The 12525-nt window shown below is 63.2% G+C and carries 11 protein-coding genes; 3 read left to right on the top strand and 8 right to left on the bottom strand.

Annotated features, from left to right (window positions below):
• Positions 1-70 precede the first annotated feature (70 nt).
• Complete coding sequence (glnA, locus tag FLO80_RS01225; RefSeq protein ID WP_111362148.1) at positions 71-1477, top strand: type I glutamate--ammonia ligase; 1407 nt, start codon at positions 71-73, stop codon at positions 1475-1477.
• A gap of 92 nt (positions 1478-1569) precedes the next feature.
• Here glnA and FLO80_RS01220 read toward each other — a convergent pair whose 3' ends face one another.
• Together FLO80_RS01220 and FLO80_RS01215 are read right to left on the bottom strand one after the other, a co-directional pair.
• Positions 1570-2634 carry a CNNM domain-containing protein gene (locus FLO80_RS01220; RefSeq protein WP_111362149.1) on the bottom strand — a complete coding sequence of 355 codons (1065 nt, stop codon included), beginning with the start codon at positions 2632-2634 and terminating at the stop codon, positions 1570-1572.
• 340 nt (positions 2635-2974) lie between these two features.
• Positions 2975-3754 (bottom strand): hypothetical protein, encoded by a 780-nt coding sequence (locus tag FLO80_RS01215; RefSeq protein WP_111362150.1) that lies wholly within the window; start codon positions 3752-3754, stop codon positions 2975-2977.
• Positions 3755-3950: 196 nt separating this feature from the next.
• Between FLO80_RS01215 and infC the strand changes: the two genes are divergently transcribed.
• Both infC and FLO80_RS01205 read left to right on the top strand, forming a co-directional pair.
• Complete coding sequence (infC, locus tag FLO80_RS01210; protein ID WP_111362151.1) at positions 3951-4499, top strand: translation initiation factor IF-3; 549 nt, start codon at positions 3951-3953, stop codon at positions 4497-4499.
• An 81-nt stretch (positions 4500-4580) separates the two neighbouring features.
• The gene (locus FLO80_RS01205) at positions 4581-5174 is read left to right on the top strand and encodes an SAM-dependent methyltransferase (RefSeq protein WP_111362391.1); all 594 of its coding nucleotides are present in this window, start codon (positions 4581-4583) and stop codon (positions 5172-5174) included.
• 47 nt (positions 5175-5221) lie between these two features.
• Here FLO80_RS01205 and FLO80_RS01200 read toward each other — a convergent pair whose 3' ends face one another.
• The 6 genes from FLO80_RS01200 to FLO80_RS01175 all read right to left on the bottom strand — a co-directional run bounded on the left by FLO80_RS01200 (position 5222) and on the right by FLO80_RS01175 (position 12455).
• Positions 5222-6013: an FAD binding domain-containing protein gene (locus tag FLO80_RS01200; RefSeq protein WP_111362152.1), complete on the bottom strand. Its 792-nt coding sequence runs from the start codon at positions 6011-6013 to the stop codon at positions 5222-5224.
• Positions 6014-6026: 13 nt separating this feature from the next.
• Complete coding sequence (locus FLO80_RS01195; RefSeq protein ID WP_111362153.1) at positions 6027-8393, bottom strand: xanthine dehydrogenase family protein molybdopterin-binding subunit; 2367 nt, start codon at positions 8391-8393, stop codon at positions 6027-6029.
• Positions 8394-8438: 45 nt separating this feature from the next.
• A complete protein-coding gene (locus FLO80_RS01190) occupies positions 8439-8924 on the bottom strand; it encodes a (2Fe-2S)-binding protein (protein WP_111362154.1) in 486 nt (161 codons plus the stop codon).
• A gap of 102 nt (positions 8925-9026) precedes the next feature.
• Positions 9027-10055, bottom strand: a complete 1029-nt coding sequence (locus tag FLO80_RS01185) for a molybdopterin-binding protein (protein WP_111362155.1) — start codon at positions 10053-10055, stop codon at positions 9027-9029.
• On the bottom strand, positions 10052-11014 hold the full coding sequence (locus FLO80_RS01180; RefSeq protein WP_111362156.1) for an XdhC family protein: 963 nt from the start codon (positions 11012-11014) through the stop codon (positions 10052-10054). Before FLO80_RS01180 ends, FLO80_RS01185 begins: the two co-directional genes overlap by 4 nt.
• A 184-nt stretch (positions 11015-11198) precedes the next feature.
• Positions 11199-12455, bottom strand: a complete 1257-nt coding sequence (locus FLO80_RS01175; protein WP_111362157.1) for a vWA domain-containing protein — start codon at positions 12453-12455, stop codon at positions 11199-11201.
• Between the last annotated feature and the right edge of the window lie 70 nt (positions 12456-12525).

The following is a 12525-nucleotide window of genomic DNA, read 5'->3' as shown; positions in this document are numbered from 1 at the left end:
CGGCGGCGCAGCCACAGGCCCAGCCACAAACACACATCGAACCATTCTACAGACGAAAAGGACCAACGGAATGAGCATCAAGGACATCCTCAACACGATCAAGGACGAGGCGGTCGACTATGTCGATATCCGTTTCACCGACCCGCGCGGCAAGCTCCAGCATGTTACCGTCATGGCCGATCAGGTCGACGAGGATTTCCTCGAAGAGGGCTTCATGTTCGACGGCTCCTCGATCGCCGGCTGGAAGAGCATCGAAGCCTCCGACATGAAGCTCATGCCCGACACCGAAAGCGCCTATCTCGACCCGTTCTATGCCGAGAAAACCCTCTGCGTGCATTGCTCGGTCGTCGAACCCGACACCGGTGAACCCTATGCCCGCGACCCGCGCGGCACCGCCCAGAAGGCCGAGGCCTATCTCAAGGCGTCGGGCATCGGCGACACCTCGTTCTGGGGGCCCGAGGCGGAATTCTTCCTGTTCGACGACGTGCGCTTTTCCAACACCATGAACAAGGTCAGCTACGAGGTCGACGCCATCGACGGCGCGTGGAACTCGGACACCGAGTACGAAATGGGCAACACCGGCCACCGCCCCGGCGTCAAGGGCGGCTATTTCCCGGTCAACCCGGTCGATGACGGCCAGGACATCCGCTCGGAAATGCTCTCGACCATGAAGCGCCTCGGCATGAAGGTCGACAAGCACCACCACGAAGTGGCCTCGTGCCAGCACGAGCTCGGCCTGATCTTCGACAGCCTCACCAAGCAGGCCGACGAGCTTCAGAAATACAAATACGTCATCCACAACGTCGCCGCCGCCTATGGCAAATCGGCCACCTTCATGCCGAAACCGATCTATGGCGACAACGGCACCGGCATGCATTGCAACATGTCGATCTGGAAAGACGGCAAGCCGCTCTTCGCCGGTGACAAATATGCCGACCTCAGCCAGGAGGCGCTCTGGTTCATCGGCGGCATCCTCAAGCACGCCAAGACGCTCAACGCCTTCACCAACCCCTCGACCAACAGCTACAAGCGCCTGATCCCCGGCTTCGAGGCTCCAGTGCTGCGTGCCTATTCCGCCCGCAACCGCTCGGGCTGCGTGCGCATCCCATGGACCGAAAGCCCCAAGGCCAAGCGCGTCGAGGCCCGATTCCCCGATCCTTCGGCCAACCCCTACCTGTGCTTTGCCGCACTGCTGATGGCCGGGCTCGACGGCATCAAGTCCAAGATCGACCCGGGCGAGGCGATGGACAAGAACCTCTACGACCTGCCCGCCGAGGAGCTCGCCGGCATCCCCACCGTCTGTGGGTCACTGCGCGAGGCGCTCGACTGCCTTGCCAACGATCACGACTTCCTGCTTGCGGGCGACGTCTTCACCAAGGACCAGATCGAGGGCTATATCGACCTCAAGATGGAAGAGGTCGAACTCTTCGAGCACACCCCCCACCCGGTCGAATTCGGCATGTATTACAGCTGCTGAAGCCCGGCATCGGAATCAACGAAGGGCGCCCCCAGCGGGCGCCCTTTTTCGTTGCGCAGATGACGGGCCACCGCGCCCCCCCCGCCGCGCAGCTACGCGCCCTGACCCTTCTTGCGGGCGAGGCGTTTCTTGCGCAATTCCCGCGCCTTGTCCTGCATGTCGACGGTCCTGTCCGTCTCGTCGACGATTTCCGCCCCGAGAAGCGTCTCGATCACGTCTTCGATGGTCGCGATTCCGGCCGTGCCACCATAGCTGTCGACCACAAGGGCCACATGCTCGCGCCGCTTGATGAAATCGTTGAACAACTGGAAGACGTTGTAATCTTCCGGCACCACGAGGATATCGCGGATGAACGAACTCAACGGCTTGTCGTCCGACTCGTCGATGAGGTGTTCAAGAACATCGTCCTTGAGAATATATCCGACGATGGTTTCCGACGTTGCTTCTTCGCGCAGCGGAATACGTGAATAGGTCAGCTCGTCCTGGTAATCGTAGAACTCCCGCGCTGTCATCGTCTGCGGTGCGGTCACCAGCACGGTGCGCGGCGTCATGATGTCCCGGATCTTGTGGGCCTTGAATTGCAATATGCTCTCGATGACCTGGATCTCGCTCTGATCGAGATGCCCTTCCTCCGACCCGATCTGCGCCATGGCCAGAAAATCGGTCCTGCTGAAAATCTGCTTTTCCTTGTCGGCGTTGAAGACGCCGGTAACCAACTGGCAAATCCACACGAAAGGCGCCAGCACCTTCACGATCAGGTCAAGCGACCGGGCGGTGAACGGCGCCAGCATGCGCCAGTTGGTGGCGCCGATCGTCTTGGGAATGATCTCCGAGAGGATCAGGATCGCGGCGGTCATCGCGACCGGAACGATCAGCCCGGTGATCAACGGGTTGCTATCGGCCCAGATCTGGGTCGCCTGCGCACCGACGCCGATCGCCCCGACCGTGTGCGCGATCGTGTTCAGCGTCAGAATGCCCGCCAGCGGGCGGTCGATGTTGTTCTTGAAATCCTTCAGGATCTGGCCGGACCTGCTCCCCTTGTTGAGCTCGATCTGCATGTAGGAGGGCGAAATGCTCAAAAGCACCGCCTCCCACAGCGAACAGAAGAAGGAAACCGCAATGGAAAGAGACAGGAAGGCGATGAACAGGCTAATCATGGTGTCCTTTTCTCGAAATCTGGTTTGTCCAAGGGAACAATGGTCTGATGACCCGCGAGGTTACTGTTGCTCCTGTTGCAATACAACATGGAAGGGCCCGGTCAAACCGGCATCTCCACCCATCACCGCGCGCCCCGTTAACCTAACAAAGGGTTAACCGTCGCCCTGTCACCCGGCAGCCGGGCGGCAGCCGGACAGCAGCCGGATGTCACCCCCCCGCAAATCGGGTCCCGGGCGACGTTAACCATTGTGGGCGCGGCATCGCCACGCACGAAAAACCCCCGCCCGGACAACCGGACGGGGGCAACCAAAGACCCGGAAAACCGTTTGGGGAAACTGGTTACATATCAAGCGCTTGCTTGATCTCGTTCAGGATTTCCTCAAGCATTTCAGGATTGTCGCGCGCGCTCTCCAGCCCGGTCTTGAGCAGCATCTTCTCACCCGAACCAATGCTCTCGCTCCCGTCAATCATCTCCACGACCCGGTCGAAATCGAACCCGTCCACGGTCAACGCCTCACCCGTCTCACCCGCGCTCTCATCCGCCGTTTCACTCATGGCTTCATCGGAGGTTTCTGCAGTAGAATCAGTGTCTTCTGCCGCCGACTCGTCGGTCGTTTCAGGCGCCTCATCCGTGGTTTCGCCACTCGTATCCGTGGTCTCGCCACCTGCATTCTCATCCGTAGTTTCGACACTCGCATCCGCATCCGTGGTCACGTCGGCTGTATCCCCGGTGGCGTCATCATCCGTCGAAGTCTCCTCGGTGGTGTCCGCCGTATCGCTGGTCTCACCTTGCGTGGTGTCGGTCGACTCCTCGTCGGAATCGGTGGCGTTTTCCACAGCATCATCAATGGCTTGTTCGGCATCCTCGACGGCCTCCTCGGCCATCTCGCCAGCGGCTTCGGCTGCCTCTTCGGCGGCTTGCGCGGCCTCTTCGGCGGCCTCGCTCACGGATTCTGTTGCCTCATCCGCGGCATCAGAAGCAGTATCACCCGCTTGCGTACCCGTTTCCGACATCGTTTCAACGGCTTCGTCCACGCTCTGGCCGGTCCACACGAAATACCCGATCCCGAGCACGGCAACCGCCACCACGACCCAAAGCAAATTTTTCATGATCTTCATCCTCTCACACTCGTCGTCCCCACCCTACAAGGGGATCGACCTTGGACATGTCAAATGCGATCCAACCACGCAACCCGCAAGGGGAAAACCTCGGTCAAATGGCCCTTTTCCGCCGAATTTTGCCGCTTGAAGTGCGGCCCGGCCAAGTTTACCGTGCAGACTCGGATTTCCGGAAAACAATCGAAGGACAAAAACCATAGCTCGCAGACCTCACAACGCGCCACCCACGCGCGACACCGGACCCCGCGTCAATGATCGCATCCGCGCAACCGAGATTCGCCTGATCGGCGCCGAGGGTGAAAATGTCGGGGTTGTCACCCCGGAACGTGCCCTTGAAATGGCCGAAGAGGTCGGACTCGACCTTGTCGAGATTTCGCCCAATGCCAATCCACCGGTCTGCAAGATCATGGATTTCGGCAAGTATAAATACGAACAGCAAAAGCGTGAATCCGAGGCCCGGAAAAAGCAAAAGACCATTGAAATCAAAGAGGTCAAGTTCCGCCCCAACACCGATACGCATGACTATGACGTCAAGATGCGCAACGTGGTGAAATTTCTCGAGGGCGGTGACAAGGTCAAGATCACGCTGCGATTCCGGGGCCGCGAGATGGCGCACCAGAATCTCGGGCGCGGGTTGCTCGAGCGGGTCGCCGAAGACGTCAAGGAGATCGGCAAGGTCGAGAACATGCCGAAAATGGAAGGGCGCCAGATGATCATGATGATCGCGCCCCTGCCACAGAAATGACCGGCTGACAGTGCACGCGACGCCCCGCCGCCCGAAAGGTCGCGCGGGGCGTTTTCATTTTCGTAAAGATTGGGCGCCAACATGTGGGAAGAACGTTTCGCGACGCCGGATTATCTCTTCGGAAAAGAACCCGCACAGTTTCTTCTCGATCATGCGGATATTTTTCAACCCGGCCTCTCCGTGCTCTCGGTCGCCGACGGCGAAGGGCGCAATTCGGTCCATCTCGCGCAGCGCGGTTTGCAGGTGACAGCCCTCGAATTCGCCCCTTCGGCCATCGCCAAGGCCCGCATCCTGGCCGATGAGCGCGGCGTTACGGTCGATTTTCGCCGGTTCGACGTTCTGACACAGGAGTTCGACGGGACTTACGACATCGTGCTCGGTGTTTTCATCCAGTTCGTCGGCCCGGCCGAGCGCGCGCAACTTTTCCGCAAGATGCAGGACGCGACGAAACCCGGCGGGCTCATGATGCTGCACGGCTACACCCCCGAGCAGATTGCCCACGGCACCGGCGGCCCGCCTGACGTGCGCAACATGTATACCTGCAAGACCCTGTCCGAGAGCTTCCTCGGATGGGAAATTCATGAATGCCGAGAATACGAACGCGAGGTGCAGGAGGGGCGCGGCCATTCCGGCCTGTCGGCCCTGATCGACTTTATCGCGCGCAAACCGGAATAGAAAACGCGGGCCACCCGGACCCGCGTTTTCCCTGATTTTCCATAACCTTAGCCTGCCGATTCCACCGCGCGACGGGTCATCACGCCAACCAAGTGCGCACGATACGCGGCGCTGCCATGCAGGTCCGACATCATCCCGTCCGCGGAAAGCGCCAGCCCGGCCACCGCATCCGCTGAAAACGCGCCCGAAAGTGCCGCCTCGGCCTCGCTCCAGCGGAACACGCCGCCTTCGCTCGCCCCGGTCACGGCCACCCGCACGCCATCTGCGTATTTCGCGACGAACACCCCGACCAGCGCAAAGCGCGACGCGGGCTGTTCGAACTTCTGGTAGTTGGCCTTTTCAGGGATCGGGAAACGCACCTCGGTGATGATCTCGCCCTCGTCGAGGGCGGTCTCGAACAACCCCGTGAAGTAATCATCCGCCGCGATCTCGCGCTTGTTGGTGACCACCGTCGCCCCCGAACCCAGCACCGCCGCCGGATAGCAGGCCGCCGGGTCGTTGTTGGCGATGCTGCCACCGATGGTGCCCCGGTTGCGTACCGCCGGATCGCCGATATGGCTCGCCAGCGCCGCCAGCGCCGGGTAATCCGCCGCCGCCTCGCGCGCCACCGTCGCATGGGTGGCGCCACCGCCCACGCAAAGCGCGCCGTCATCACCCTTGCGCACGCCCTTGATCTCATCGATCGCGCCAAGGCTTACCAGTTTCGACGGCATTGCAAGGCGCTGTTTCAGCGTCGGGATCAGGGTCTGCCCGCCGCCAAGCGCCTGTGCGTCCTCGGTTGCAAGCGCCTTTTCCGCCTCGGCAAGCGTGGAGGGCCGTTCAAAATCAAATGCATACATGTCCTCGTCCTCCTTATGCGTTCATCGCCGCCCAGACACGCGCGGGGCTCACCGGCATGTCGATGTGATCCACCTTGTGACCGCCCGAATGCAGCGCGTCGATCACCGCGTTCACGACCGCCGGGGGCGACCCGATGGCACCGGCCTCGCCACAGCCCTTCACGCCCAGCGGGTTGTGGGTGCAGGGCGTCTGGCTCGAATGATCGACGTCATAGAACGGCACGTCATCGGCCCGTGGCATGGCGTAATCCATGAACGAGGCGCTCAGGATCTGACCGCTTTCATCATAGACACAGTTTTCCAGCAGCGCCTGCCCGATCCCCTGTCCGATCCCGCCATGCACCTGCCCGTCGACGATCATCGGGTTGATGATGTTGCCAAAATCGTCGGCTGCGGCGAACCGCTTGATCTCGACCTTGCCGGTTTCGGGATCGACCTCGACCTCACAGGCATAGGCCCCGGCCGGATAGGTAAAGTTCGACGGATCGTAAAACGCCGTCTCCTCCAACCCCGGTTCGATCTCGTCGAGCGGATAGTTATGCGGCACATAGGCCGCCAGGGTCACATCGCCCCAGGCCACCGACTTGTCGGTGCCCGCCACGCTGAACTGCCCGTCCTTCAACTCGATATCCGCCTCGCTGGCCTCCATCAGGTGGGCGGCGATCTTCTTGGCCTTGTTGATCACCTTCTCGGCGGCGCGCACCATGGCGCTCCCGCCCACTGCGATCGAGCGCGAGCCATAGGTACCCATGCCCATCGGCGTGTTGGCCGTATCGCCATGCTCGATCTCGACCATATCCGCGTCGATCCCGATCATGTCGGCGATCACCTGCGGGAATGTCGTCTCGTGGCCCTGCCCGTGACTGTGCGATCCGGTCATGACCACGATCCCGCCGGTGGCGTTCACCCGCACGGTCGCGCTCTCGTAGAGCCCGGCCCGCGCGCCCAACTGGCCCACCAATTGCGAGGGCGCGATGCCACAGGCCTCGATATAGCAGTTGAGCCCGAGACCCCGCAGTTTCCCACGCGCCTCGCTCTCCTTGCGCCGCGCCTCGAACCCCGAGAGATCGGCCATCTTTTCAAGCACATCCATCGTGCCGTTATAATCGCCCGTGTCATATTCCACCGCCACCGGCGTGGCATAGGGGAACTCGGTCACGAAATTCTGCCGGCGCAGTGCGATCGGGTCCACGCCCAGCTCGCGCGCGGCCTTGTCGATCACCCGCTCAAGCTGGAACGTCGCCTCGGGCCGCCCGGCACCGCGATAGGCATCGACCGGCACCGTGTTGGTAAAGACCGCCTTGACGTTCACATAGATGAGCGGCGTCTTGTAATTGCCTGCCATCAACGTCCCGTGCAGCCATGTCGGCACCGAAGGCGCGAAGGTCGAGAGGTAAGCCCCCATATTCGCATAGGTTTCGGTGCGGATCGCGGTGAAATTGTTGTCCTTGTCCAGCGCCAGTTCGATCTTCGTCACATGGTCGCGACCATGCGCGTCCGAGATGAACGCCTCGGACCGGCTGGATGTCCACTTCACCGGCCGGTTCACCGCCTTGGCGGCAAAGGTGCAGAACGCCTCTTCGGCATAGTGAAAGATCTTCGAGCCAAAGCCACCGCCCACATCGGGCGCCACGACGCGCAGCTTGTGCTCGGGAATGCCCAGCACGAAAGCCCCCATCAGAAGGCGGATCACATGCGGGTTCTGGCTCGTGGTATAAAGCGTGTGCTCACCCGTGGCGCGGTTGAAATCACCCACCGCCACGCGCGGTTCCATCGGGTTGGCGACCAGCCGCTGGTTCTTCAATTCCAGCGTGGTGACATGCGCGGCCTCGTTGATGGCCTTGTCCACCGCCTCGCGGTTCTCCTCGACGAACCCCCAGTCATAGCAGAGGTTCGAGCTCAGATCGTCATGCACCTTCGTCGCATCATCCTTGAGCGCCGCTTTCATGTCGACCACCGCCGGAAGGTCCTCGATATCCACCTCGATCGCCTCGGCGGCATCGCGTGCCTGCTCGGCGGTCTCGGCCACCACGGCGGCAATCGGGTCGCCCACGTGACGCACCTTGCCCTGTGCCAGAACCGGGTGCGCCGGTTCCTGCATCGGTTGCCCATGCCGGTCGGTCACGCACCAGCCGCAGGGAAGCCCGCCCACGCCCTCGAAATCCGCCCCGGTAAAGACGCGGATGACACCCGGCATGCCCTCGGCTTCGCTGGTGTCGACCTTGGTCAACCGGCCATGCGCCACGTCCGAGCGCAGGAAATGCACATAGGCCTGGCCGTTCACGTTGATATCATCGGTATAATTGCCCGCGCCGGTCAGAAACCGCACGTCCTCGCGCCGTTTGCTACTGGCGCCAATGCCTTCATGATCCTTCGGCATTCCAAATTCCTCCCATTTGCGGCGGGATCACACCCACCCTACGCCTCATTCGGCGGCAATCGCGCCCACGTTCTGGCCGGATGCGGCCATGATCGCCTTGACGATGTTGTGATAGCCGGTGCAGCGGCAGAGATTGCCCTCGAGGTAGTCGCGGATCTCGGCCTCGCTCGGCTTGGGGTTGTCTTTCAGAAGCGCCGCAGCGCTCATCACCATACCCGGTGTGCAGAACCCGCATTGCAGCCCGTGATGCTCCTGAAAGGCGGCCTGGATGGCGTTCAACGTGCCGTCCGGCGCAGCCTGGCCCTCGATGGTGGCCACCTCGGCCCCCTCGGCCTCGAGTGCGAACATGGTGCAGGCTTTCACGGCCTCACCGTCCACATGCACCACGCAGGCGCCGCATTGGCTGGTGTCACAGCCGACATGCGTGCCGGTAAGGCCCATCGTGTCGCGAAGAAATGAACTCAGCAGCGTGCGCCCTTCGACATCGCCGGACGCAGGTTTGCCGTTCACGGTCATGCTGACCTGTGGCATAGGCTCCTCCCAGATTTGGTTTTGTGTTGTTCTGGTGCAAGTTAAACACGGGTCACCCCGGTTGAGAACCCAGAATTTTTCCGCTCGGCGTTTTTCCCGCCCTCACGATTTCGTGCCCGGCCCCGGCGCCTTGCCCGCGCGCGCCTTGCCGCGCCGCGGCATCGGGCGCGTCGGAATCTCCTTGAGAAGCCCGCCCACCCCCATCGCGGCAATGTCTTCGTGGCTGACCTCAACGCCACAAACCACCCGGCTCAGCACCCAGTCGGCCCCGTTGAGCGCGGGCGAGCGCGCACAACCCGGCAGCCCGATCACCGGGCGTTGACCAAGTGCGCCGATAAACAGAAGGTTTCCTGGATCAACCGGCATGCCGAAACGATCGACACGGCCCCCGGCCCGGCGCAACGCCTCGGGGCCAGTATCCGCCGAATCCGAAGTCGCCGATCCGGTCAGGATCAGGATCGCCGCACCCCGCGCCCCGGCCAGGGCCTGCGCCAGCGCCCCGGTCTCATGCGGCACACGCACCACCTCGGCCAATTCCACGCCTAATGCTTCAAGCCGCCCGGCAATCGCATCACGCCCCTTCTCGCCCGCGCCACCCGCGATCTCGGTGACGATCAGGCTCGCACTGGCGATTTCCGGCCGGGCCAGCCGCAGCGATCCACGCGCATGGTCGGCGGCGCGCGCCACATCCTCGCCCGGCACCCCGTATGAAATGATCTTGACCGTCGCGACCATCCCGCCGCTCGCCATCTGTTGAAACGGCGGCACCGTCGCCACGGTAATCATCGGGTTCACCCGGTTGGCCTCGCGCAACCGCACCGCGTCCAGGAGGACGACACCGGGGCCATCGGCAATCACGTTGACCCGGCCGGTAAAGGCACGGCTGAGGCTCAGCCCATCGCCCATGCCCTCGATCGACGCCGCGGCGACAAGGCTTGCGGCTTCATCCTCGTGCAGATCACCGGGCCCGAGCCGCGCCACCGTCACATCCGTGATCCCGGCCTCCTCAAGCGACACGATATGATCCGCACTCAGAACCTGCCCCTTGCGCAGTCGCTTTTTTCCAACCGTGACGGAATGCGCCAGTATCGCCCCTTCGGCATCCTTTATGGCAGCCGGGCCAAACTTCATCCCTTCCTCAACACCGTCAGGCACTCGGCCAGGATCGACACCGCGATTTCCGCCGGTCCCGCCGCACCGATATCCAGACCCACGGGCGCATGAATCCGCCCGATCTCCTCGTCGGAAAACCCGGCCTCGTCGAGGCGCGCCACGCGCTTGGCATGGGTCCGGGTCGATCCCAGCGCACCGATATAGAACACCTCGGATCGCAGCGCCGCCATCAGCGCCGGATCGTCAAGCTTCGGATCATGGGTCAGCAGAACCAGTGCCGTGCGCCCATCGAGCCCCAACGCGGTCACCGCCTCATCGGGCCAGTCATCAAGAATGGTCTCACCCGGAAACCGCTCGGACGAGCCAAAGGCCGGGCGCGGGTCGACCAACAGCGGATCGAACCCCGCGAGCCGCGCCATCGGCACCAATGCCTGCGCGATATGCACCGCGCCCACGATGATCATGCGCAGGGGCGGATTGTGGATGGTCACGAAACTGCCATCCTCTTCAAACCCCGAGCGGTCCATGCGGAAGCGCTGCTCGAACCCCTCGCGCACCAGCCGTCGAGCGCTCTCTTGCGGTGGCGAGACCACCGCGACCCGCTCGCGCGCCGCCCGCGCCGTGACCAGCTCTTCCAGCAGGGCCACCGGCAGAACCGGGCCGACCGGCTCGACCATCACACGAATCGTGCCACCACAGGCCAGCCCCACGGCAAAGGCATCCCCGTCCGAGACGCCATATTCCAGCATCCGCGGTGCGCCGTCCTCCAGCGCCTCCAGCGCCTCGGCCACCACCGCACCCTCGACACAGCCGCCCGAGACCGACCCTTCGATCGTGCCTTCGTCCGAGATCGCCAATTGCGCCCCCACCCGGCGCGGCGCGCTGCCCCACGTCTCGACCACCGTGGCCAGCGCCACCTTGCGGCCCGCCTGCATCCAGTCGAGCGCGATTTCGGGAATGTTGTCGAAACGGTCCATGGTTTTCCCCCAATCAGGCCCCCCCTCACCAAACAAAAGAAAGCAGTCACCCGCAAGGGGCAGCCGTTCGCATTTGCATGATCGGTCAAATTTCGCTCTGCCGACGCCTCGGCGATCAGCGTGACACCCTCGCGGCCCGGCCACGTCAACCCGGCTCCGCAAAAATGCCCCCTCGGACCGTCAATCACCCGTCAAGCATTGCCATCAGCCGCGACTTCTCGCCCATGTCGTCGGGGCGCGAAATCGCGATGGCAAGTTCCTCCAGCGTGGCGACAGAATGGCCCGCGCGGAAACTGTCGACATGCGGCAACATCGCGCGGATGCCCGCGGCCCTGGGTGCGAACCCGTCCCAACGCAGCAGCGGGTTGAGCCAGATCAGGCGACGGGCCGAAAGATGTAGCCGCTCGATCTCCTTTTCCAGAAGCGCCGTATCGTCCCGGTCAAGCCCGTCGGAGATGAGCAGCACCACGGCCCCCTGCCCCGTCACCCGGCGCGACCAGTCACGGTTGAACGCATGCAGGCTCTCGCCGATCCGCGTGCCACCTTCCCAGTCCTGCGCCTGTGCCCCGGCGGCCTTCAGCGCCTGATCGACATCGCGGGTGGCGAGATGCCGGGTGATGTTGGTCAGCCGTGTGCCAAAGGTGAAGGCATGCACCCTGGACCAGCCCGCACCCTTGTGATTGGCCACTGCGTGCAGGAAATGCAGCACCATACGGCTATATTGGCTCATCGAGCCGGAAATATCGCACAGCACCACGAGGTTGGGCCAGCGCGGGCGCGGCGCCTTCATCTGGAGCTTGCGCAATTCGCCCCCGGCCCGCATCGCCGCGCGCAGCGTGCGCCGCCCGTCGATCTCGCGGCCATGGATCGCGGCCATGCCTCGGCGCGTCGGGATCGGTTTGACCGGCAGCCGCAACCGCGCCAGCATGCGCTTGGCCTCGGCGATCTCGGCGGTGCTCATCTGCTCGAAATCAAGCGTTCTGAGGCGCTCCTCGCGCGACATGGTGCGCGAGGCGTCGATCTCGATCTGCACCTCCTCGCCGCTCTCCTCGATCTCGGGCAGGTCACGCTCGACCCCGTCGAGCAGCGCCTCGGCCGCGCGTTTCTCGGCCGCCTCGGCGCGGCGTTCCTCCTGCACGCCGCGAATGGCGGGCAGCATCATCGACATCATGTGCTCCATGTAGCGCGGATCGCGCCAGTAGAGGCGGAAAAGCTGGGCAAAGACCCGGCGATGCTCGGGCCGGTTCACGAAACAGGCATGCAGAACCCAGTAGAAATCGGTTTTCTCGGTGAACCCGGCTGCCTCGACCGCGCGGATCGCGTCGATCACCCGCCCCGGCCCGATCGGCAGACCGGCCTTGCGCAGCGCCCGCGCGAAATGGGTGATGTTATGCGCCAGTCGGGGCTGCTCGGGCAGATCGAGCGGCGGCAGTTCCGTCATCGACCGTCCTGGGGGCGCTGCCCCCAAGGCGCAAAACGCGCCGCGTTTTGTCGCCCCCCCGGAGTATTTC

The sequence above is a fragment of the Aquicoccus porphyridii genome (assembly GCF_008369105.1).
GTDB classification, from domain to species: Bacteria; Pseudomonadota; Alphaproteobacteria; order Rhodobacterales; family Rhodobacteraceae; genus Aquicoccus; species Aquicoccus porphyridii.
Note: the sequence above shows the minus strand (reverse complement) of the source record. Positions and strands in the feature narration are given on the sequence as shown.

Coding starts and splice junctions, on each gene's coding strand:
- FLO80_RS01205 (WP_111362391.1), top strand. CDS start 4,581: ATGTGGGAAGAACGTTTCGCGACGCCGGATTATCTCTTCGGAAAAGAA.
- FLO80_RS01220 (WP_111362149.1), bottom strand. CDS start 2,634: ATGATTAGCCTGTTCATCGCCTTCCTGTCTCTTTCCATTGCGGTTTCC.
- glnA (WP_111362148.1), top strand. CDS start 71: ATGAGCATCAAGGACATCCTCAACACGATCAAGGACGAGGCGGTCGAC.
- FLO80_RS01175 (WP_111362157.1), bottom strand. CDS start 12,455: ATGACGGAACTGCCGCCGCTCGATCTGCCCGAGCAGCCCCGACTGGCG.
- FLO80_RS01195 (WP_111362153.1), bottom strand. CDS start 8,393: ATGCCGAAGGATCATGAAGGCATTGGCGCCAGTAGCAAACGGCGCGAG.
- FLO80_RS01200 (WP_111362152.1), bottom strand. CDS start 6,013: ATGTATGCATTTGATTTTGAACGGCCCTCCACGCTTGCCGAGGCGGAA.
- FLO80_RS01185 (WP_111362155.1), bottom strand. CDS start 10,055: ATGAAGTTTGGCCCGGCTGCCATAAAGGATGCCGAAGGGGCGATACTG.
- FLO80_RS01180 (WP_111362156.1), bottom strand. CDS start 11,014: ATGGACCGTTTCGACAACATTCCCGAAATCGCGCTCGACTGGATGCAG.
- FLO80_RS01215 (WP_111362150.1), bottom strand. CDS start 3,754: ATGAAGATCATGAAAAATTTGCTTTGGGTCGTGGTGGCGGTTGCCGTG.
- FLO80_RS01190 (WP_111362154.1), bottom strand. CDS start 8,924: ATGCCACAGGTCAGCATGACCGTGAACGGCAAACCTGCGTCCGGCGAT.